At 43.1% G+C, this 22,535-nt stretch carries 17 protein-coding genes and 1 tRNA gene; 14 read left to right on the top strand and 4 right to left on the bottom strand.

Translation table 11 applies throughout. The features are described from left to right. Positions 1-8: 8 nt before the first annotated feature. Genes PSH54_RS12865 through cysG form a run of 4 tightly spaced genes read right to left on the bottom strand, consistent with a single transcriptional unit; the run spans position 9 to position 5,564 of the window. A complete protein-coding gene (locus tag PSH54_RS12865) occupies positions 9-1,733 on the bottom strand; it encodes an SLC13 family permease (RefSeq protein ID WP_004588197.1) in 1,725 nt (574 codons plus the stop codon). 31 nt (positions 1,734-1,764) lie between these two features. Further along, complete coding sequence (cysN, locus tag PSH54_RS12870; RefSeq protein ID WP_138578021.1) at positions 1,765-3,189, bottom strand: sulfate adenylyltransferase subunit CysN; 1,425 nt, start codon at positions 3,187-3,189, stop codon at positions 1,765-1,767. Continuing rightward, a complete protein-coding gene (gene cysD / locus PSH54_RS12875; protein ID WP_004588199.1) occupies positions 3,189-4,088 on the bottom strand; it encodes a sulfate adenylyltransferase subunit CysD in 900 nt (299 codons plus the stop codon). Before cysD ends, cysN begins: the two co-directional genes overlap by 1 nt. 48 nt (positions 4,089-4,136) lie before the next feature. Next, entirely contained in the window at positions 4,137-5,564 is a 1,428-nt protein-coding gene (gene cysG / locus PSH54_RS12880; RefSeq protein ID WP_273606283.1) for a siroheme synthase CysG, read from the bottom strand. Between the two features lie 281 nt (positions 5,565-5,845). Here cysG and deoC point away from each other — a divergent pair, with 281 nt between their 5' ends. The 14 genes from deoC to PSH54_RS12950 form a co-directional block, all read left to right on the top strand. Continuing rightward, the gene (deoC, locus tag PSH54_RS12885) at positions 5,846-6,589 is read left to right on the top strand and encodes a deoxyribose-phosphate aldolase (protein ID WP_273606284.1); all 744 of its coding nucleotides are present in this window, start codon (positions 5,846-5,848) and stop codon (positions 6,587-6,589) included. Positions 6,590-6,738: 149 nt separating this feature from the next. After that, a tRNA-Trp gene (locus PSH54_RS12890) sits at positions 6,739-6,815 on the top strand. Positions 6,816-6,947: 132 nt separating this feature from the next. Continuing rightward, positions 6,948-7,325: a preprotein translocase subunit SecE gene (gene secE / locus PSH54_RS12895; protein WP_004588203.1), complete on the top strand. Its 378-nt coding sequence runs from the start codon at positions 6,948-6,950 to the stop codon at positions 7,323-7,325. Between the two features lie 4 nt (positions 7,326-7,329). Continuing rightward, a complete protein-coding gene (gene nusG, locus PSH54_RS12900; RefSeq protein ID WP_024032045.1) occupies positions 7,330-7,887 on the top strand; it encodes a transcription termination/antitermination protein NusG in 558 nt (185 codons plus the stop codon). Between the two features lie 213 nt (positions 7,888-8,100). Then, a complete protein-coding gene (rplK, locus tag PSH54_RS12905) occupies positions 8,101-8,529 on the top strand; it encodes a 50S ribosomal protein L11 (protein WP_004588205.1) in 429 nt (142 codons plus the stop codon). Positions 8,530-8,532: 3 nt separating this feature from the next. After that, positions 8,533-9,237 carry a 50S ribosomal protein L1 gene (gene rplA, locus PSH54_RS12910; RefSeq protein ID WP_004588206.1) on the top strand — a complete coding sequence of 235 codons (705 nt, stop codon included), beginning with the start codon at positions 8,533-8,535 and terminating at the stop codon, positions 9,235-9,237. A 323-nt stretch (positions 9,238-9,560) separates the two neighbouring features. Further along, positions 9,561-10,055 (top strand): 50S ribosomal protein L10, encoded by a 495-nt coding sequence (rplJ, locus tag PSH54_RS12915; protein ID WP_024032046.1) that lies wholly within the window; start codon positions 9,561-9,563, stop codon positions 10,053-10,055. A 75-nt stretch (positions 10,056-10,130) separates the two neighbouring features. Next, the gene (gene rplL, locus PSH54_RS12920; RefSeq protein ID WP_004588208.1) at positions 10,131-10,493 is read left to right on the top strand and encodes a 50S ribosomal protein L7/L12; all 363 of its coding nucleotides are present in this window, start codon (positions 10,131-10,133) and stop codon (positions 10,491-10,493) included. Positions 10,494-10,765: 272 nt separating this feature from the next. Continuing rightward, a complete protein-coding gene (rpoB, locus tag PSH54_RS12925; protein WP_004588209.1) occupies positions 10,766-14,791 on the top strand; it encodes a DNA-directed RNA polymerase subunit beta in 4,026 nt (1,341 codons plus the stop codon). Between the two features lie 104 nt (positions 14,792-14,895). Beyond that, entirely contained in the window at positions 14,896-19,068 is a 4,173-nt protein-coding gene (gene rpoC, locus PSH54_RS12930) for a DNA-directed RNA polymerase subunit beta' (RefSeq protein ID WP_004588210.1), read from the top strand. A 193-nt stretch (positions 19,069-19,261) separates the two neighbouring features. After that, on the top strand, positions 19,262-19,636 hold the full coding sequence (gene rpsL, locus PSH54_RS12935) for a 30S ribosomal protein S12 (RefSeq protein ID WP_002958885.1): 375 nt from the start codon (positions 19,262-19,264) through the stop codon (positions 19,634-19,636). A gap of 97 nt (positions 19,637-19,733) precedes the next feature. Next, on the top strand, positions 19,734-20,204 hold the full coding sequence (rpsG, locus tag PSH54_RS12940; RefSeq protein WP_004588211.1) for a 30S ribosomal protein S7: 471 nt from the start codon (positions 19,734-19,736) through the stop codon (positions 20,202-20,204). 27 nt (positions 20,205-20,231) lie between these two features. After that, a complete protein-coding gene (gene fusA, locus PSH54_RS12945) occupies positions 20,232-22,346 on the top strand; it encodes an elongation factor G (protein ID WP_054983403.1) in 2,115 nt (704 codons plus the stop codon). A gap of 62 nt (positions 22,347-22,408) precedes the next feature. Continuing rightward, positions 22,409-22,535 (top strand): GTP-binding protein (locus PSH54_RS12950; protein WP_033023824.1); only part of this gene is annotated, 127 nt, incomplete at its 3' end.

The following is a 22,535-nucleotide window of genomic DNA, read 5'->3' on the forward strand; positions in this document are numbered from 1 at the left end:
CGCCCGTATTAAAAAGGAAATACGAGCGGGATCAAGGTTAATACCGTGATTGAATAAATAATAGAAAGGGGCAAGCCCATTGTTATGTAATCTTTTAAGCGGTAGTTACCCGCGCTGTAAACCATAAGGTTTGTTTGATACCCAAACGGCGATATGAAACTGGCAGATGCACCAAACGCTACCGCCATAATAAAGGGTAGAGGGTCTACATTAAAACCCACGGCTAGCGAGTAAGCCACAGGGAATGAAAGCGCTGCTGCGGCATTATTAGTAATAAGCTCGGTGAATAATACGGTCATTAAAAATATGGCGATAAACGCGCCATAAGGGCCAAAATCACCTAGTACCATAAATAGGGCATCTGATATTTGCCCGGCAAGCCCAGTTTCTATCATTAATTTAGCAAGTCCTATGGCACTGCCTACAACGGCGAGTAGCTCAATGGGAAAGCGACGTTTTACTTCGCTCAGTTTAACTGTACCGCTAAGCAATAAGCCAATGAGTAACACCAGCAGGCCTTTTACTAAAGGAACTATACCTACAATGCTTAACCCTAACACGGCGGCAAAGCCTGCCAATACAATATTAGATTGTTTAGGTTTTAGATGTGTTTGTAAATCAAACCCCGATATATACACAAATTCGCGGTTTAAATTAGGTAAAGAGTAAAAGTTTTTACCTGGGGCGAGTATTAAGGAGTCGCCGGCTTGCAATTGCACTTGCCCAAGGCCGCCTTGTAAGCGATCGTGCCCTCGGCGAATGGCAATAACAGCGGCATGAAACTGCTCTCTAAAACGCGCCTCTTTTACGGTTTTGCCAATAAACTTTGATGATTGGCTCACAACCACTTCAACTAAGTGTTCTATGTCTTTTTCGTGGTTGTCGTGCACCACTTTTAATCCGTCAAAGCGTCTTAATAAGGGTACCGATTTAATATCGCCAACAAACAGTAGTACGTCGTTTTGTCTAATAATTTGCTGAGGCGTTACTGCGTATATACGCTCATCGCCACGAATAATTTCGGCGAGAAATAAATCTTTTAAATCGCGTAGGCCGTTTTCTTCTACGGTGCGGCCAATAAGCTTAGAGCCTGCCTGCACTTTTCCCTCTAAGTAAAAGGGAATCACCTCTTGCGTGTTTTTGCCGTTGTCGGGCAGGTATTTGAGCATCACTAAAATAGTAATGAGGCCCACACTTAATGCGCCAATGCCCACTAAGGTAAAATCAAAAAAGCCCAGTGGCGCCATACCTGCATCTACGGCAAAGCCGTTCACTATTAAATTGGTTGATGTACCAATAAGTGTAATGGTGCCGCCTAATATAGCGGTGTACGACAGCGGTAATAGTAGCTTTGAGGGTGAATGATTTGGGTTGTCTTTTATGGCGGTGATAAGCGATGCCACAACCGCGGTATTGTTAGTAAATGACGATAAAAACGCGGTTGATAAACCAAGCTTTGTTACCGACTTTACTAAACTCCCTTTAGATAACGATTGGGAAAGCTGTTGTATGAGTGTGGTTTTTTCAATAGCGATTGAAACCAGCACTAATAATACGAGGGTAATGAGCGATGGGTTTGCGTAGTTTACTAACATGCTTTCAAGGTCAATCAGGCCTGTTAAATAACCTGTACCAATAGCACTTACAAATAACCATGCTGGATTAATGCGGGTGCCAAAAAGGCACCCAACTAAGGTAAGCATAATGCCTGTTAAAACGAGCTGCTCTACCATGCTTTTATATTCCTAACAGACATTTATATACTTACAGTTTTGAAATATCAAGCGCTTGCCAATGTGGGAAGTGCTTGCGTACTAAGCTATTAAACTCAATTTCAAAGTCGCTGAAATCGCTGTTTTGTTTTTCGCTTTTTAGTACTTGCTCAATCATACCTGCGGCAACCGTTAAGTTAGATAAACGGTCGATAAGGATAAATGAGCCAGTTTCGTGGTTGTTGTGATACTCGTCAGCTAATATTGTTTCGCTTAGTTCAAGCGTGACAATGGCAATTTCGTTTAGCTGAAGTGAATCGGCTGTGCCGTGCTCTAAGGTATTTACATCAATAGTGTGGTCAATCTTTTTAACCACCGCTGATGTATTTTTGCTACCTAGTTTAATGTTGTAGCTTTTACCTAGTACCAGCGGTTCTTCGTGCATCCACACAAGTTTAGCTTTTATAAGGTTAGTAACCGTTGCACTTGAGCTTTGCGGCACAATGACATCGCCGCGGCTAATATCAATTTCGCTATTTAGGGTAACGGTAATTGCTTGGCCGGCCTCTGCGTGATCTAGGTTGCCATTAAAGGTCACAATTTCTTTAATGCTTGATGTTTTACCCGACGGTAATACTTTTATTGCATCGCCAACTTGTAATTTACCTGATGCCAATGTGCCCTGAAAACCACGGAAGTTTAAGTTAGGGCGCACTACATATTGCACTGGCAAGCGTGCTTCAAAGCCGGTATCGGTTTCGGCCGCTGGTGAGTCTTCTAAAAGCTCAAGCAATGGCTTGTCGGTGTAATAAGGCGTATGAGCAGAGCGTGTTACTACGTTGTCGCCTTTAAGCGCCGACATAGGCACAAACTTAATGTTTGATACGTTAAGTTGCTCAGCAAATTTAAGGTAATCGGCTTTGATTTTTTCGTAAACGGTTTCGTCAAAATCAACGATATCCATTTTATTAATCGCTACCACAAACTGTTTAATACCTAGCGAGTCACAAATAAAGCTATGTCGCTTAGTTTGTACTTGCACACCGTAGCGGGCATCAACCAAAATAATGGCTACATCGCTTGTTGATGCGCCTGTTACCATGTTGCGTGTGTATTGCTCGTGCCCTGGGGTGTCGGCGATAATAAATTTACGCTTAGCCGTTGAAAAATAACGGTACGCTACATCAATAGTAATGCCTTGCTCGCGCTCAGCTTGTAGGCCATCTACTAGTAGCGCTAAGTCTAGCTCTTCGCCTGCGTTACCTACTTTTTCGTTATCTTTATGAAGAGCTGCTAGCTGATCTTCATAAATTTGGTGGCTGTCGTGCAGTAGGCGGCCAATCAGTGTTGATTTACCGTCATCTACGCTGCCACAGGTAAGCATACGTAATAAGCTTTTATCTTGTTGGCGTGCTAGGTAGGCGTCTATGCCAATCTCTTTTACTTCGTTAATGGTGTCGTTAGTATTGGTAGACATTAGAAATACCCCTCACGTTTTTTCTTCTCCATTGAGCCTGCTGAGTCGTGATCTATTACACGGCCTTCACGTTCAGATGACGTAGATAGCAGCATTTCTTCAATAATTTCTGTTAGGTTACTGGCTGTAGATTCAACTGCACCGGTAAGTGGGTAACAGCCTAAAGTACGAAAACGTACCGACTTCATTTGTGGTACTTCACCCTCAGCAAGTGGCATGCGCTCATCGTCAACCATAATTAAGGTGCCGTCGCGCTCTACTACTGGGCGCTCTTTCGCTAAATAAAGCGGAACCATTTCAATGTTTTCTTGGTAAATGTATTGCCAAATATCAAGCTCAGTCCAGTTAGACAGTGGGAATACACGAATGCTCTCACCTGGGTTAACTTGGCTGTTGTACGTATTCCAAAGCTCTGGACGTTGGTTTTTAGGGTCCCAGCGGTGGTGTTTATCGCGGAACGAGTAAACACGCTCTTTAGCGCGAGACTTTTCTTCATCGCGGCGTGCGCCACCAAATGCAGCATCAAAGCCGTATTTATCTAGCGCTTGCTTTAAGCCTTGGGTTTTCATTATGTCGGTATGTTTACCCGAGCCATGCTCAAACGGGCTAATACCCATTGCCATGCCTTCTGGGTTTTTGTGTACCAGCAGGTCAAAACCGTATTCTTTTGCAAGGCGATCGCGAAACTCAATCATTTCACGAAACTTCCAGTTGGTGTCTACGTGTAATAACGGAAACGGAATTTTTGCAGGGTAAAATGCTTTACGCGCTAAGTGCAAAAGTACCGACGAATCTTTACCAATAGAGTAAAGCATTACTGGGTTCTCAAACTCAGCGGCGACTTCGCGCATGATTTTGATACTTTCAGCTTCAAGTTGCTGAAGGTGAGTTAAAGCCATTGTTAGTCGTCCTACTAAAATGATTAAAAGTGATTAAGTAAAATATAATTATGTATTTGATACGCCGGTTAGCGGCTGAGCAAAGCTACTGGTTTGCTCGTTTTGGCCAAACCATGCAAGCTGCGAGTGCAGGGCGGCTACTTCGCCAATAATAAGTAATGCTGGCGATACCACACTGTTGCGCTCTATTAAATCTGCAAGCTCACCTAATTGCCCCGTAACAACACGCTGGTTTTTACGCGTGCCGTTTTCGATTATGGCAACTGGCGTATTAGCGCTACGCCCATGTTTTAAAAGCTGAGCCTGTATATGTGGCGATTTAATAACGCCCATATAAATAGCTAAAGTTTGATGCGCTTTAGCAAGCGATTGCCAATCGAGCTCTTGGCCATCTTTTTTACAATGCCCTGTTACAAACTGGATGGCTTGTGCGTGGTCGCGGTGAGTAAGCGGAATACCCGCATACGCGCTACAACCAGCGGCGGCAGTTATACCCGGTACTATTTGATAATTAACGTTATTGGCAGCCAGTACTTGTACTTCTTCGCCGCCACGGCCGTAAATAAAGGGGTCACCACCTTTAATGCGGCATACTTTTTTGCCTTGCTTGGCAAAATCAACCAGCATTTGGTTGGTATCTTCTTGCGCTACACTGTGATCGCCCATACGCTTGCCTACGCAAACTAAATCGGCATCACGGCGTACTAATTCCATAATTTCATCAGACACTAAATAGTCGTATACAACGACATCGGCTTGCTGCATTAACTGCAATGCTTTAAGTGTTAAAAGCTCAGGGTCGCCTGGGCCTGCACCCACTACATATACTTCGCCTTCTGGCTCGGCTTTAGCATCAAGCATTTGCTCTAGTTGTGCTTGTGCTGCATCGGTATTACCTGTTTGCACTTTGCTTACGACTGATGAATCAAACACGCCTTCCCAAAACTGGCGGCGATCAGCAAAGTGCTTAAAGCGGTGTTTTACTTTGTCTCTAAAACTGCCAACTAAAGTAGCCAGTGGGCCAATGTGTTGTGGGATTAACGTTTCGAGCTTTTCACGTAGTCGCCGAGCAAGTACTGGCGCGGTGCCTGCACTTGAAATAGCAATGGTTATTGGATCACGGTCTACAATTGATGGGAATATAAACGTACATTTAGGTTGGTCATCGACCACATTTACAAATACATTGCGTGCGTTAGCTAGCTCAAATACATTGTTGTTTACTTCGTCTAAGTCTGTGGCTGCTATAACCAGCATTTTGCCATCAAGGTGCGACTCATCAAAATAGGCATCAATAAGCGTTACTTCATTGTTTTGTGCATGTTCTTTTAGTTCATCACAAAACCAAGGTGCCACTAAGGTTACGTTTGCGCGGGCTTTTAAAAACGCGCGACATTTGCGTAATGCGACCTCTCCACCGCCAACAACCAGCACGGGTTTGTTGTCGAGTTTGGTAAAGATAGGTAAATACTGCACGTGGTTAACACCTCTAAGTAAAATCTAAAATAAAACGCTATTGAGCAGGGGGCAGAATATAGCGCGCACTAGTAAGTAAAAAATAATTAAAACCAAGTTTATATAACCAAAAGTTATAATGGGTGGTTGTTTTAGGTTTAAGCCTTAATCTATAGGGGATTAACGCGCATTACACGCAAAATAATGTGCTTATAGTGTTTGGTTATGAGCTATAGCGAGATTACGTTAATTTGTTACTATGGCGCTAAACCTAATTTATCGCCTACTTAAAGGGATCACGTATGACTGAACAACACAACGATGCACACTTAGCTGTGTCGCTTATGGATTTAACAAGCCTAAACACCTCAGACACGGCCAGTGATATTCAGCAGCTTGTAAATAGTATTAACCCTAAATTGGGCACACCTGCTGCAGTATGCGTTTACAGTGATTTTGTAGATGATGCAAAAATAGCATTGGCTGCGCGTGAGCTTAACCATGTAAAAGTAGCAACGGTTACAAATTTTCCTAGTGGTGATGCGCCACTGAGCGATGTGATAAACGAAACACTGATAGCAATTGAGCGCGGCGCGGATGAAATAGATTTAGTGATCCCGTATAAAGCACTTATTGCTGGCGAGCACAGCAAAGTGCTGGAGTATGTAACTCAAAGTAAAAAAGCCTGTGGTACAAAAGCGCAATTAAAAGTAATTATAGAAAGTGGCGAACTTAAAACTGCAGAGCTAATCACTAAAGCTACAAACTTAGCTATTCAAGGCGGGGCTGATTTTGTAAAAACCAGCACAGGTAAAGTGGCAATAAATGCAACGCTTGACGCAACAAACGTGATGCTCAGCGCTATTAAACAATCGGGTAAGGTTGTTGGTTTTAAAGCCGCAGGCGGAGTTAAAACCGTTATTGATGCAAAGGAGTATTTAGCACTGACACGCTCAATTATGGGCGATGACTACTTACAAGCCGCTACATTTAGGTTTGGCGCATCAAGCTTACTAAGTGATGTATATAAAGTATTAGAAAAATAACCATTAAATTAAGTACTGCGCCTTTATATAAGAGAGTAAATGATTGGCAGGCGAAACAATAATGGAATTAATTAATTAGATTTTCCTATGTGGGTATCTTTTAGGCTTGTGTTAATGATTTGCGTAAGTATAATAGGCATCCACTTTGCAGGGGCGTAGTTCCAATTGGTAGAACAGCGGTCTCCAAAACCGACGGTTGGGAGTTCGAATCTCTCCGCCCCTGCCATTTTTACTCATAAGTTGAGTAAGTCTGGGGTTAAAAATCGGTTTAAATAAGTCTGTTTTTAAGTTTAGATTTTAATGGATTAACCCTGCCGTTGTGTAGGGTTGTTGTGTCTGTAGTTAAGGTAATAATATTATGAGCACGAATGTAGAAACACCATCAAGTGCGATGGAGTCGGTAAAGTGGTTAGTAGCAATCGCGCTACTTGCAGGCGCAGTTGTTGGTAATCACATGTTTGCAGATCAGTCTGTATTACTACGTGCAATTGGCGTTGTGGTTGCTATAGCAGCAGGTTTAGGTATTGCCTCGCAAACCGCTAAAGGCCGTGACTTTTTAGCATTTGCTAAAGAAGCACGCATCGAAGTACGTAAAGTTGTTTGGCCAACGCGTCAAGAAACTACCCACACGACATTAATCGTAATGGTTGCAACAGTGATTATGGCGCTTATCCTTTGGGGATTAGATGGCATTTTATTCCGCGCTGTAGGCTTTTTAACTGGATTGGAGATCTGATCCCATGTCGGATGAGAACAAAGAAATTAAATTACGCTGGTACGTTGTACAAGCATTCTCTGGTTACGAAAAGCGTGTAGCGCAAACGTTATCAGAGCACATCAAAATTGAAGGTCTTGAAGAGAGCTTTGGTGAAATATTAGTACCAACAGAAGAAGTTGTTGAGATGCGCGCCGGTCAAAAGCGTAAATCTGAGCGTAAATTCTTCCCAGGTTACGTACTAGTACAAATGGACATGAACGATGCAAGCTGGCACTTAGTGAACAGCACTGAACGTGTAATGGGCTTTATTGGTGGTACTTCTGACCGCCCAGCGCCTATTAGTTCTAAAGAAGCAGAACGCATTCTTAACCGTCTGCAAGAAAACGCTGAAGCACCTAAACCAGCTACATTATTTGAGCCAGGTGAAGTTGTGCGTGTTACTGATGGTCCATTTGCTGACTTTAGCGGTGTTGTTGAAGAAGTTGACTACGAAAAGAGCCGCGTGAAAGTGTCGGTACTTATTTTTGGTCGTTCTACACCGGTTGAACTTGAATTTGGTCAAGTTGAACAAGATAAGTAATTGATTAAAAAAGCTTCGTCATTATTTACTTAAATTTTGGCACGAAGCTTGAAAAAGGCCGCTGATTAACTTATAATCAGCGGCCTTTTTGTATTAAGGCAAAAATTTATTTTTGCTCGCAAAAAGTACGAAACCAATTTTTAAACTGGGAAGCCGTTAGAGTACGCGTCCTCGCGCGCACAAGGCTAAGACCCACCAAATGAGGTATTTATAATGGCTAAAAAAGTTGAAGCTTTAATCAAGCTACAAGTTGCCGCTGGTATGGCTAATCCTAGTCCTCCAGTAGGTCCTGCACTAGGTCAACACGGTGTAAACATCATGGAATTCTGTAAAGCGTTTAACGCGCGTACAGAGTCTATCGAAAAAGGCGCTCCAGTTCCTGTAGTGATCTCTGTTTACGGTGACCGTTCATTTACGTTCGATATGAAAACGCCACCTGCTGCTTACTTACTTAAGAAAGCTGCTGGTATCAAATCAGGCTCAGGCCGTCCTAACACTGAAAAAGTAGGCACAGTAACTCGTGCTCAACTTGAAGAGATCGTTGAGACAAAACGAGCTGACCTTACAGCGGCTGATATGGACGCTGCGGTTCGCACTATCGCAGGTTCTGCGCGTGCGATGGGCTTGAACGTAGAGGACTAAGAAATGGCTAAATTAACTAAACGTATGCGTACTATCCGCGAAAAAGTGGAAGTAACTAAAGATTACGAAATCAATGAAGCAGTTGCTCTTTTAAAAGAGTTAGCGACAGCTAAATTCGTAGAAAGTGTTGACGTTGCTGTTAACCTTGGTATTGACGCTCGTAAATCTGACCAGAACGTTCGTGGTGCAACTGTACTACCTAACGGTACTGGCCGTGATGTTCGTGTTGCTGTATTCACTCAAGGCGCTAATGCAGAAGCTGCAAAAGAAGCCGGTGCTGAATTAGTAGGCATGGAAGATCTTGCTGAACTAGTTAAGAAAGGCGAGATGGATTTTGACGTTGTTGTTGCATCACCAGACGCTATGCGTGTTGTTGGTCAACTAGGTCAAATCTTAGGTCCACGTGGTCTTATGCCTAACCCTAAAACTGGTACTGTAACGCCTAACGTTGCAGAAGCAGTTAAAAATGCGAAAGCAGGTCAAGTACGTTACCGTAATGACAAAAATGGTATCATCCATACTACTATCGGTAAGGTTGATTTCACTGCTGAGCAACTTCAACAAAACCTTGAAGCTCTAATCGTTGCGCTTAAGAAGGCTAAACCTTCTCAAGCTAAAGGTGTTTACGTTAAGAAAGTAACCATCTCTACAACAATGGGCGCAGGTGTTGCTGTTGACCAAAACACTTTAAGCACTTCTGTAGCTTAATAGGTGTTTACATGGCGTGAAATTTGTACTATAATTTTGCGCCATTTTGTTGAATAATTTATTATTTAACAAGTAAAGAATTCGGGTTGAAGTCCATAATTTCGCTAAGCTCTTGAGTGATGCGATAAATTGGGCTTCCGTCCAAGACCGTAGGCGGCTTCGGCCTTAATATTACCTACGTAGACGGTGTGAATCCCCAGATAGATTTTTCCTAATCTCTTCTGGCTCTCGCCGTAAAAAGCATCTCTATCAAGTTTGTTGATAGGGAAGAGTAAAACAGGGAAGCCGAGTGTCGGTGACCCATTAAACCAGGAGTAACACCCATGGCTTTAAATCTTCAAGGCAAAAAAGCAATTGTTGCTGAAGTCAACGAAGCAGCCAATGGTGCTCTTTCTGCAGTTGTTGCAGATTCTCGTGGTGTAGCAGTAGGCGCAATTACAGCCCTTCGTAAAGAAGCTCGTGAAGCTGGTGTATGGATGAAAGTTGTTCGTAACACTCTAGCAAAACGTGCTGTTGAAGGTACTGAATTTGAATGTCTATCTGATTCGTTAGTTGGTCCAAGCTTAATCGCTTTCTCATCAGAGCACCCTGGTGCTGCTGCGCGTATCTTCGCAGATTTCGCGAAAAAGAATGAGAAATTCGAAGTTAAAACGGCCGCTTTTGAAGGAAATGTTGTAGATGCAGCAATGCTTGCTACATTACCTACATACGATGAAGCTGTTGCACGCTTAATGAGCGCTATGAAAGAAGCGTCTGCTGGCAAATTGTGTAAAACAATTGAAGCAGTACGTGTACAGAAAGAAGAGCAAGCTGCTTAATTTTAAGCTGTTTAACCTCTCTTTCGGTGTAAATTTATTTGGACCTAGAGTCCGTTAATTATTAGGAAATTTGTAATGTCTGTAACTAAAGACCAAATCCTTGACGCAATTGCTGAAATGTCAGTAATGGACGTTGTTGCTCTTGTTGAAGCAATGGAAGAAAAATTCGGCGTAACTGCTGCAGCTGCTATGGTAGCAGGTCCTGCTGCTGAAGCTGCTGAAGAGAAAACTGAATTTGACGTAATCCTTACTGGCGCTGGCGCTAACAAGGTTGCGGCAATCAAAGCTGTACGTAGCGCAACAGGCCTAGGCCTTAAAGAAGCGAAAGCTCTTGTTGAAGCTGCTCCTGCACCTATCAAAGAAGGTGTATCTAAAGAAGAAGCTGAAGCACTTCAAAAAGACCTTACTGAAGCTGGTGCTGAAGTTGAGGTTAAGTAATCTAGCTCACGCTAGGTTCGCTGCCTGAGTAATCAGGCAAGGGCTGGTGATTATTTAATCACCGGCCTTTTTGCGCTATAGAGTTATGTATTCCTATAGCTCAAATAAAATCTGATTTTCTCTTTACTTTCAACGCTTTATAGTTTGCTAGTGTTGCTAAGGCGGAGTTAATTAGAACAACAATTAAATGTTGTAAATCTTGGCATAGATGCCAGTTAAGTCTGTTCTTACAAGAACAGGTCGGGTCAAAGATCAGCAAGCTGAGGAACCCCATGGCTTACTCTTATTCTGAAAAGAAACGTATCCGTAAGGATTTTGGTAAACGTCCACAAGTTTTGGATATACCTTTCTTACTGTCGACACAGTTAGAATCGTTTAAAAAATTCTTAGTCCCAGACGCTGATGGCGATCATGGTTTGGAAGCAGCCTTCCGTTCTGTGTTCCCTATTAAAAGCTACTCGGGAAATTCTGAGCTTCAATACGTAAGTTATCGTATTGGTGAGCCAGTATTCGATGTAAAAGAATGTCAAATTCGCGGTGTGACTTATTCTGCTCCACTTCGCGTGAAACTGCGTCTTGTAGTTATGGACAAAGAAGCTCCAGGCACAGTTAAAGACATTAAAGAGCAAGAAGTTTACATGGGCGAAATTCCGCTCATGACTGATACCGGTACTTTTGTAATCAATGGTACAGAGCGTGTTATCGTTTCTCAGCTACACCGTAGCCCTGGTGTATTCTTTGATAACGACCGCGGTAAAACCCATTCATCGGGTAAAGTATTATATAACGCACGCGTTATACCTTACCGTGGTTCATGGTTAGACTTCGAATTTGATGCAAAAGATAACTTATATGTACGTATAGACCGTCGTCGTAAATTACCGGCGTCTATTATTTTACGTGCACTTGAGTACTCTAGCGAAGAAATCTTAGATATGTTCTTCGATACTACCGCGTTTGAAGTAACTGACGGTAAAGTTCTTATGGAACTTGTGCCTTCACGTTTACGTGGTGAAACTGCCGCTTTTGATATCAAAGGCGAAGACGGTGAAGTACTTGTTGAAAGCGGTCGTCGTATTACGGCTCGCCACATCAAGAGCATCGAGAAAAAAGGCATTAATCAATTAGAAGTACCACATGAGTACATCATTGGCCGTATTGTAGCTAAAAACTATGTTGATGAGTCAACAGGTGAAGTTATTGCAAACGCTAATGACGAGCTATCACTAGAGTTGATGGCTGAATTGGTTAAAGCAGGTCACACTAAAATTGAGACGTTATACATCAATGAAGTGGACAGCGGCGCTTACATGTCAAATACATTAAATATTGACTCGTCTAGCAACCGTTTAGAAGCATTAGTAGAAATTTACCGCATGATGCGCCCAGGCGAGCCACCGACGAAAGACGCGGCTGAAGCCTTATTCGAGAACTTATTCTTCTCTGAAGAACGTTATGACTTATCTACTGTAGGTCGTATGAAGTTCAATAGCCGTGTTGGTTACGATACAGACACAGGCCCTGGCACATTAAGCAAAGAAGACATCGTGTCTGTTATGAAAGTATTAATTGCTATTCGTAACGGTCAAGGCGATGTTGATGATATTGACCACTTAGGCAACCGTCGTATACGTAGTGTTGGCGAAATGGCTGAGAACCAATTCCGTGTTGGTCTAGTACGTGTAGAACGTGCTGTACGTGAGCGTTTAAGCTTAGGTGACCTTGACGCGATAATGCCACAAGATCTTATTAACGCTAAGCCTATTTCGGCAGCAGTTAAAGAGTTCTTCGGCTCGTCTCAGTTATCACAGTTTATGGACCAAAATAACCCGCTATCAGAAGTAACGCATAAGCGTCGTATTTCTGCATTAGGTCCGGGCGGTCTAACGCGTGAGCGCGCTGGCTTTGAAGTACGTGACGTTCACGTAACTCACTATGGTCGCGTATGTCCAATCGAGACTCCTGAGGGTCCAAACATCGGTCTAATTAACTCGTTATCTACGTACGCACGTACAAATGATTACGGTTTCTTAGAAACACCTTACCGTAAAGTGGTAGATGGTGTAGTAACTGATGAAGTTGATTATTTATCAGCCATTGAAGAAGGTCAGTTTGTTATCGCACAGGCGAACTCAAACTTAACCGAAACCAATGAGTTTGTTGATGAACTTATTCCGTGTCGTCACAAAGGTGAATCTACCTTTATGGGTCGCATGGATCAGCAATATATGGATGTATCACCACAACAGGTGATCTCTGTAGCGGCAGCACTTATCCCGTTCCTAGAACACGATGATGCTAACCGTGCATTGATGGGTTCAAACATGCAACGTCAAGCAGTACCAACATTGAAAGCGGATAAGCCGTTAGTAGGTACAGGTATTGAGTTAACACTAGCGAAAGATTCTGGTGTAACGATTGTTGCTAAACGTGGTGGTGAAGTAATGTACGCCGATGCTAGCCGCATCGTTGTAAACGTACATGACGATGAGCGTATTCCTGGTGAAGCGGGCATCGATATTTACAACCTTACTAAATACACACGTTCTAACCAAAATACATGTATTAACCAAAAACCAACGTGCATGGTTGGTGAACCGGTTACTCGTGGTGACGTGTTAGCAGATGGTCCTTCGACTGACTTAGGTGACTTAGCCCTTGGTCAAAACCTTCGCGTGGCTTTCATGCCATGGAACGGTTATAACTTCGAGGATTCAATCTTACTATCAGAGCGCGTAGTTGAAGAAGATCGTCTAACGACTATCCACATTCAAGAACTACAGTGTGTTGCCCGTGATACTAAATTAGGTCCTGAAGAGATCACTGCAGATATCCCGAATGTGGGTGAGTCTGCGCTAGGCAAGCTTGATGAATCAGGCGTTGTTTATATTGGTGCTGAAGTTAAAGGCGGCGATATCCTAGTAGGTAAAGTGACTCCGAAAGGCGAGACGCAATTAACACCTGAAGAGAAGCTACTGCGTGCTATCTTCGGCGAAAAAGCGTCTGACGTTAAAGACAGCTCTTTACGTGTACCAAACTCTGTAACTGGTACTGTAATTGACGTACAAGTTTTCACCCGTGATGGTGTTGAAAAAGATAAGCGTGCGTTAGAAGTTGAAGACATGCAGCTTCGCGAAGCGAAGAAAGACTTCAACGAAGAGTTCCGTATTCTAGAAGCTGGTGTATTAGACCGTGCTCGCAAGCTACTTGCTGCAGCAGGCTTCGATGAAGACAACTTAGCGTCACTAAATGCTGAAAAGCTACTTACTCAAAGCCTTGCACAAGAAGACAAGCAAGCTGAACTTGAGCAACTAGCTGCACAGTACGATGAGCTTAAAGCTGAATACGATAAGAAGTTTGAAAACAAACGTCGTAAAATTACTCAAGGTGATGACTTAGCACCAGGCGTACTTAAGATTGTTAAAGTATACCTAGCTGTTAAACGTCGTATCCAACCGGGTGATAAAATGGCGGGTCGTCACGGTAACAAAGGTGTTATCTCGACTATCGTACCAGTAGAAGATATGCCATACGATGATAAAGGTCGTACGGTAGATATCGTACTAAATCCACTAGGTGTACCATCACGAATGAACATCGGTCAGATCCTTGAAACACATATGGGTCTAGCTGCACGTGGTATTGGTGAGCGCTTAGAGGAAATGATGAAGGAACAACGTGAGCTACATGAGCTACGTGAATTCATCAAGCAAGCTTACGAAATCGGTGAATCTCGTCAAGAAGTAGATATTGCTAGCTTCTCTGATGATGAAATTCGTCGTTTAGCTGATAACTTAAAAGGTGGTTTACCAATCGCTACTCCTGCATTTGATGGCGCTAAAGAAGACGAAATCAAAGACATGCTAGAGCTTGGTGGATACCCAAGAAGTGGTCAGGTTACACTCTATGATGGCCGTACTGGCGATCAGTTTGAACGTCAAGTAACTGTTGGTTACATGTACATGCTTAAACTTAACCACTTGGTTGACGATAAGATGCACGCACGTTCTACTGGTTCTTACAGCCTTGTTACTCAGCAGCCGCTGGGTGGTAAAGCACAGTTCGGTGGCCAGCGTTTTGGTGAGATGGAAGTATGGGCACTTGAAGCTTACGGTGCTGCTTACACTCTACAAGAAATGCTAACAGTGAAATCGGATGACGTGAACGGTCGTACTAAGATGTATAAAAACATCGTTGATGGTAACCATAAAATGGAACCAGGTATGCCAGAATCGTTCAACGTATTGTTGAAAGAAATCCGCTCACTGGGTATCAACATCGAGTTGGAAGAAAATTAAGCCAATTAGATGCTGCAGTTAACCCTGCAGCATCTGTTACGGCTGAATAGAATGTAGGGGCGAGATTATCCGCCCTCAAGATTAACTCCGACAGGAGAGCTAAGGTGAAAGACTTACTTAAGTTTCTGAAGCAACAAAATAAGACCGAAGAATTCGATGCAATTCGCATTGGTCTTGCTTCACCAGACATGGTTCGTTCATGGTCATACGGTGAAGTAAAGAAACCTGAGACTATTAACTACCGTACTTTCAAGCCTGAGCGCGATGGCTTATTCTGTGCCCGTATTTTCGGCCCAGTGAAAGATTATGAGTGTTTATGTGGTAAATATAAACGCCTTAAACACCGTGGTGTGATCTGTGAGAAGTGTGGCGTTGAAGTTACACTTACAAAAGTGCGTCGTGATCGTATGGGTCATATCGACCTTGCGAGCCCAGTAGCACATATATGGTTTTTAAAATCATTACCGTCTCGTATTGGCTTAATGCTTGATATGACACTTCGTGATATTGAACGTGTTCTTTACTTCGAATCATTCGTAGTAACTGAGCCTGGTATGACAACGCTTGAGCGTGGTCAACTATTAGGTGAAGAAGAATACCTAGATGCACTTGAAGAGCACGGTGATGAGTTTGAAGCTAAGATGGGTGCAGAAGCAGTATTAGACTTGCTTCGTGAACTTGATCTTGGCCAATTAATTGCTGAAATGCGTGAAGAGTTACCAACAATTAACTCTGAAACGAAGCGTAAAAAGATCACTAAGCGTCTTAAGTTAATGGAATCGTTCCACCAATCAGGTAATAACCCTGAGTGGATGATCATGACAGTACTTCCAGTATTGCCACCTGACTTACGTCCATTAGTACCACTAGACGGTGGTCGTTTTGCGACATCTGATCTAAACGACCTTTACCGTCGTGTTATTAACCGTAATAACCGTCTTAAGCGTCTATTAGATTTAGCTGCACCAGATATTATCGTACGCAACGAAAAACGTATGTTACAAGAAGCGGTAGATGCGCTACTTGATAACGGTCGTCGTGGTCGTGCAATTACAGGTTCTAACAAGCGTCCGCTTAAATCTCTTGCTGATATGATCAAGGGTAAGCAAGGTCGTTTCCGTCAGAACTTACTTGGTAAGCGTGTAGATTACTCTGGCCGTTCTGTAATCACGGTTGGTCCTACACTTAAGCTTCACCAATGTGGTCTTCCTAAGAAGATGGCACTTGAGCTATTCAAACCATTCATCTATGGCAAATTAGAGCGTCGCGGCATGGCCACGACAATCAAGGCTGCTAAGAAAATGGTAGAGCGCGAAGTAGCGGAAGTATGGGATGTATTAGACGAAGTAATTCGTGAACATCCAGTATTACTTAACCGTGCACCTACACTTCACCGTTTAGGTATCCAAGCGTTCGAACCTGTACTAATTGAAGGTAAAGCAATCCATTTACACCCATTAGTATGTGCGGCTTACAACGCCGACTTCGATGGTGACCAAATGGCGGTACACGTACCGTTAACGCTTGAAGCTCAGTTAGAAGCTCGTGCACTAATGATGTCTACTAACAACATTCTATCTCCAGCGAATGGTGAGCCAATCATCGTTCCTTCACAGGATGTTGTATTAGGTCTTTACTACATGACGCGCGATCGCATTAATGCGAAAGGCGAAGGCATTGTATTTAAAGATCCTAAAGAAGCAGAAAAAGCATACCGTAGTGGTAACGCAGAACTTCACGCGCGCGTTAAAGTGCGTATTAGTCAGTCAATCACTAACGAAGCAGGTGTTGTTGAAGACACTGTGACGCTTATCGACACTACTGTTGGTCGTGCAATTCTGTCTCTAATTTTACCTAAAGGTATGCCGTTTGAGTCAATCAACCAAGCATTAGGTAAAAAGCAGATTTCTGGCTTATTAAACGAGTGTTACCGTCGTCTAGGTCTTAAAGACACTGTTGTGTTTGCTGACCAAGTTATGTACACCGGTTTCCACTACGCAATGAAGTCAGGTGTTTCAATTGGTATCGATGACTTAGTTATCCCACCAGTTAAAGCATCAATCATTGAATCAGCTGAAGCTGAAGTAACTGAAATCAACCAACAATTCCAATCAGGTCTTGTAACGGCTGGTGAAAAGTACAATAAAGTTATCGATATCTGGTCACGTGTAAATGAAAACTTATCACGTGAAATGATGGCCAACTTGTCTAAAGACACGGTTATCAATGCCAAAGGTGAAGAAGAAGAGCAACCGTCATTTAACTCAGTGTTTATGATGGCCGACTCAGGTGCTCGTGGTAGTGCCGCTCAGATCCGTCAGCTAGCAGGTATGCGTGGTCTAATGGCACGTCCAGATGGTTCAATCATCGAGACGCCAATCACGGCTAACTTCCGTGAAGGTCTAAACGTACTACAGTACTTCATCTCAACGCACGGTGCGCGTAAAGGTCTTGCCGATACAGCACTTAAAACAGCTAACTCAGGTTACCTAACGCGTCGTCTAGTAGACGTTGCACAAGATTTGGTAATCAATGAAGACGACTGTGGCACAGAAGATGGCTTAACAATGAAACCGCTTATTGAAGGTGGTGACGTTGTAGAAGCACTTCGCGAACGTGTACTAGGTCGTGTTGTAGCTGAGCCTGTGGTTATCCCTAATACAGATACTGTATTAGTAGAACGTAATATCATGCTTGATGAAAAACTGTGTGACCTTTTAGAAGAGCACTCAGTAGATGAAGTTCGCGTACGTTCTGTTATCACGTGTGATAACGACTTTGGTGTATGTGCTAAGTGTTATGGTCGTGACCTTGCACGTGGTCATATCATCAACGCGGGTGAATCAGTAGGTGTTATCGCGGCACAATCAATCGGTGAGCCGGGTACACAGCTTACGATGCGTACATTCCACATCGGTGGTGCGGCATCAAGAGCATCAGCTGAAAACAATGTACAAGTTAAAACTGACGGTACGTTAAAACTACATAACGCTAAGTATGTACTTAATACCGACGGTAAGATTGTAATTACTTCACGTTCAACTGAAATCACTATCATTGATAGCTTCGGTCGTGAAAAAGAGCGTTATAAAGTACCTTACGGTGCGGTACTAACAGTACAAGACAATGCAGAAGTTCAAGGTAACGACATCGTTGCTACTTGGGACCCGCATAGTCACCCAATCGTTCTTGAGCATAAGTCAAAAATCTCGTTCAGCGATATTGATGACTCAAATACTGAAGCACAAACTGATGAACTAACCGGCTTAACCCGTGTAGTTGTTAAAGACCTTGCTAAAGTAAATGCGAAAGAGCCTAAGCTTATCATCGAAAGTGAAGAGCGCGGCTTGCAAGAAACACGTCTACCTTCATTCACTACGATTGAAGTGACAGATGGCGTTACAGCAAACCCAGGTGACGTACTTGCACGTATTCCGCAAGAAGGTTCGAAAACTCGTGATATCACGGGTGGTCTACCACGCGTAGCCGACTTATTTGAAGCACGTAAGCCAAAAGATCCAGCTATCTTAGCTGAAATCACAGGTACTATTAGCTTCGGTAAAGAAACTAAAGGTAAGAAGCGTTTAGTTATTACACCAGCTGAAGGCGATCATTACGAAGAGATGATTCCTAAGTGGCGTCAACTTAACGTGTTTGAAGGTGAGCAAGTGTCTAAAGGTGAAGTTATCGCCGATGGTCCTGAATCACCACATGACATCTTACGCCTACGTGGTGTGACTCATGTTGCTAACTACATTGTTAACGAAGTGCAAGAGGTTTACCGTTTGCAGGGCGTTAAGATCAATGATAAGCACATTGAAACAATTATTCGTCAGATGCTACGTAAATGTACCATCCTTGACGGCGGTGATACTGAGTTCTTAGCGGGTGAGCAAATTGAAGTAGCTCGCGTTAATATCGCTAATCGTGACCTTGAAAAACAAGGTAAAATCCCAGCGAAGTTTGAAATACAACTTATGGGTATCACGAAAGCATCACTAGCAACCGAATCTTTCATCTCGGCAGCGTCTTTCCAAGAAACAACACGTGTTCTTACAGATGCCGCAGTGAATGGTAAGAGCGATGAGCTTCGTGGTCTGAAAGAAAACGTAATTGTGGGTCGTCTGATCCCAGCCGGTACTGGCTTTGCGTATCACCAAGACCGTATGGCTCGCCGCAAGCAGGGTGAAGTTGTTGAAGAGCAAACAGTAAGTGCAGAAGAGGCAACTCAAGCACTAACAGATGCTTTAAACGCAGATTTATCTGGAAATCAATAAACTCTTATTAATCAACAGATTAATAAATCGTAAGACAGTTATCTACTGTCTTACGATGAGTTTAGGTTGACAGGTTAAACTTTGCTCATTAAAATTCCGCCACCCATTTACTTGCATGTATGTTACAAGCTTGTAAAAAGGGCGGATTTTTTTATTTTTTTCAGTAGTAATTTTAATTTCAGGAGCTATTTAAATGGCAACTATTAACCAGCTAGTGCGTAAGCCACGTCGTAGCAAGGTTACTAAAAGTAACTCAGCTGCGCTTAAAGCGTGTCCGCAAAAGCGTGGTGTATGTACTCGCGTATATACAACTACACCTAAGAAACCAAACTCAGCGTTACGTAAAGTAGCTCGTGTACGTTTAACTAACGGTTTCGAAGTAACATCATACATCGGTGGTGAAGGTCATAACCTTCAAGAGCACAGTGTAATCCTAATCCGTGGTGGTCGTGTTAAAGATTTACCAGGTGTGCGTTTTCACACTGTACGTGGTGCACTTGACTGTGCAGGCGTTAGCGACCGTCGTCAAGCTCGTTCTAAATACGGTGCAAAACGCCCTAAAGGCTAATTGTTTTCCGTTAGTAAGGCCAAGCACTAAATATTATTAATTATTGTTTTGGGTGATTGTTCCAAAAGGACAAACCTGAATAAACCGGAGATACAAAATGCCTAGAAGACGCGTAATAGGTCAACGTAAAATTCTTCCAGATCCTAAGTTCGGATCGGAACTTCTTGCTAAATTCGTTAACATCGTAATGTTAGACGGCAAGAAATCTACTGCTGAAAAAATTGTTTATGGTGCGCTAGACGTGGCTGCTGAGAAATCAGGCAAGTCGCACCTAGAAATCTTTGAATCTGCACTTGATAACATCCGTCCACAGGTAGAGGTTAAATCTCGCCGTGTTGGTGGTTCAACTTATCAAGTTCCAGTTGAAGTACGTCCAGTACGTCGCAACGCATTAGGTATGCGTTGGTTAGTAGACGCTGCACGTAAGCGTGGCGAAAAATCTATGGGCTTACGTTTAGCTCAAGAAATCGTTGACGCTGCTGACAACAAAGGCACTGCGGTTAAGAAACGTGAAGACGTTCACCGTATGGCTGAAGCGAATAAAGCATTCGCACATTACCGTTGGTAATCTGTCCTTAACCTTTAAGAGGATCATATGGCACGTACAACTCCACTTGAGCGCTACCGTAATATCGGCATAGTAGCTCACGTAGATGCAGGCAAAACCACCACAACAGAACGTGTTCTGTTCTACACAGGTCTTTCTCATAAGATCGGTGAAGTACATGATGGCGCCGCAACTATGGATTGGATGGAGCAGGAACAAGAGCGTGGTATCACAATCACTTCTGCTGCAACAACGTGTTTCTGGAAAGGGATGGACGCTCAATTTGACGACCATCGTATCAATATCATTGATACTCCAGGACACGTAGATTTCACTATCGAAGTAGAGCGTTCTTTACGCGTACTTGATGGTGCGGTAGTTGTTCTTTGTGCTTCATCAGGTGTACAGCCGCAAACTGAGACAGTTTGGCGCCAAGCGAACAAATACGAAGTTCCAAGAATGATCTTTGTAAATAAAATGGATCGCACCGGCGCTGACTTCTTAACGGTTGTTGACCAGGTGAAATCTCGTCTTGGAGCAACGCCTGTTCCAATCCAGTTGCCAATTGGCGCTGAAGACGACTTTAAAGGTGTTATTGACCTGATAAAAATGAAAGCCATTAACTGGAACGAAGCGGACCAGGGTATGACTTTCTCTTATGAGGCAATACCGGCAGAACTTCAAGAGCTCGCTCAAGAATGGCACTCTCATTTAGTTGAAAGTGCAGCTGAAGCCTCTGAAGAACTAATGGATAAGTACTTAGAAGGTGAAGAGTTAAGTGAAGCAGAGATTAAATCTGCCTTACGTCAACGCACATTAGCGAACGAAATTGTTCCCATTACGTGTGGTAGTGCATTTAAAAACAAAGGCGTTCAAGCTGTGCTTGATGGCGTTGTTGAATACATGCCTGCACCAACACAAGTGAAACAAATCCAAGGTATCCTAGAAAATGGAACTGAGGAAGAACGTCCAGCTGATGATAAAGCGCCGTTTGCTGCACTTGCATTTAAAATTGCAACAGACCCGTTTGTTGGCACTTTAACCTTTTTCCGTGTTTACTCTGGTACTGTTAAACAGGGTGACGCGGTTTATAACCCAGTTAAAAGTAAGCGTGAGCGATTTGGTCGTATCGTACAGATGCATTCAAACTCACGTGAAGAGATCAAAGAAGTTCACGCAGGCGATATTGCGGCAGCTATTGGTCTTAAAGACGTAACAACAGGTGAGACACTGTGTGATCCGAACTCTATCATTACGCTAGAGCGTATGGAGTTCCCAGAGCCAGTTATCTCTGTTGCGGTTGAGCCTCGCACAATCGCTGACCAAGATAAGATGGGTATTGCACTAGGTAAACTAGCCGCAGAAGATCCGTCTTTTCGTGTACAAACTGACGAAGAATCAGGCCAGACTATAATCTCTGGTATGGGTGAACTTCACCTTGATATCATTGTCGACCGTATGAAACGTGAATTCAGTGTTGAATGTAACGTTGGTAAGCCGCAGGTTGCATACCGAGAAGCTATTCGTTCAACTGTTGAAGTTGAAGGGAAGTTTGTACGTCAATCAGGTGGTCGTGGTCAATATGGTCACGTCTGGGTTAAACTTGAACCGATGGATATTTCGGATGATGAAGCACCAATTTATGAGTTCGTTAACGAAACTGTAGGTGGTTCGGTTCCAAAAGAATTTATCCCTGCGGTAGACAAAGGTATCCAAGAGCAAATGTCTCAAGGTGTACTGGCAGGCTACCCATTACTTGGCGTTAAAGCGACTTTATATGATGGTTCATTCCATGATGTAGACTCGAATGAAATGGCATTTAAAATTGCAGGTTCAATGGCAATGAAAGCTGGGGCGCTTAAAGCTGACCCTGTACTTTTAGAGCCAATGATGAAGGTTGAAGTAATCACTCCTGACTCAAACATGGGTGATGTAGTTGGCGACTTAAACCGTCGTCGCGGCATAATCGAAGGCATGGAAGATGCAATAGGTGGACTTAAGCAAGTTAATGCTCAGGTTCCTCTTTCTGAAATGTTTGGTTATGCAACTGCTTTACGATCTGCAACACAGGGCCGTGCTTCTTACTCTATGGAGTTTTTGAAGTACGCTGAAGCCTCTAAAAATGTTGCAGATACAATAATTTCAGCTCGCGCTGTTATATGATTTTAGCTTGTCTGGCTCAATAGTGAGTCAGGCTTTAATTTCTTAATTAGGAATTTTTTAAGATGGCAAAAGAAAAGTTTGAACGCGTAAAACCGCACGTAAACGTTGGTACAATCGGCCACGTTGACCACGGTAAAACTACACTAACTGCAGCAATCACTAACGTACTTGCAAAAGTATACGGCGGTG

Source organism: Pseudoalteromonas sp. Angola-30, from assembly GCF_028599215.1.
GTDB classification, from domain to species: Bacteria; Pseudomonadota; Gammaproteobacteria; order Enterobacterales; family Alteromonadaceae; genus Pseudoalteromonas; species Pseudoalteromonas atlantica.

Coding starts and splice junctions, on each gene's coding strand:
- PSH54_RS12865 (WP_004588197.1), bottom strand. CDS start 1,733: ATGGTAGAGCAGCTCGTTTTAACAGGCATTATGCTTACCTTAGTTGGG.
- cysN (WP_138578021.1), bottom strand. CDS start 3,189: ATGTCTACCAATACTAACGACACCATTAACGAAGTAAAAGAGATTGGC.
- cysD (WP_004588199.1), bottom strand. CDS start 4,088: ATGGCTTTAACTCACCTTCAGCAACTTGAAGCTGAAAGTATCAAAATC.
- deoC (WP_273606284.1), top strand. CDS start 5,846: ATGACTGAACAACACAACGATGCACACTTAGCTGTGTCGCTTATGGAT.
- secE (WP_004588203.1), top strand. CDS start 6,948: ATGAGCACGAATGTAGAAACACCATCAAGTGCGATGGAGTCGGTAAAG.
- nusG (WP_024032045.1), top strand. CDS start 7,330: ATGTCGGATGAGAACAAAGAAATTAAATTACGCTGGTACGTTGTACAA.
- rplK (WP_004588205.1), top strand. CDS start 8,101: ATGGCTAAAAAAGTTGAAGCTTTAATCAAGCTACAAGTTGCCGCTGGT.
- rplA (WP_004588206.1), top strand. CDS start 8,533: ATGGCTAAATTAACTAAACGTATGCGTACTATCCGCGAAAAAGTGGAA.
- rplJ (WP_024032046.1), top strand. CDS start 9,561: ATGGCTTTAAATCTTCAAGGCAAAAAAGCAATTGTTGCTGAAGTCAAC.
- rplL (WP_004588208.1), top strand. CDS start 10,131: ATGTCTGTAACTAAAGACCAAATCCTTGACGCAATTGCTGAAATGTCA.
- rpoB (WP_004588209.1), top strand. CDS start 10,766: ATGGCTTACTCTTATTCTGAAAAGAAACGTATCCGTAAGGATTTTGGT.
- rpsL (WP_002958885.1), top strand. CDS start 19,262: ATGGCAACTATTAACCAGCTAGTGCGTAAGCCACGTCGTAGCAAGGTT.
- rpsG (WP_004588211.1), top strand. CDS start 19,734: ATGCCTAGAAGACGCGTAATAGGTCAACGTAAAATTCTTCCAGATCCT.
- fusA (WP_054983403.1), top strand. CDS start 20,232: ATGGCACGTACAACTCCACTTGAGCGCTACCGTAATATCGGCATAGTA.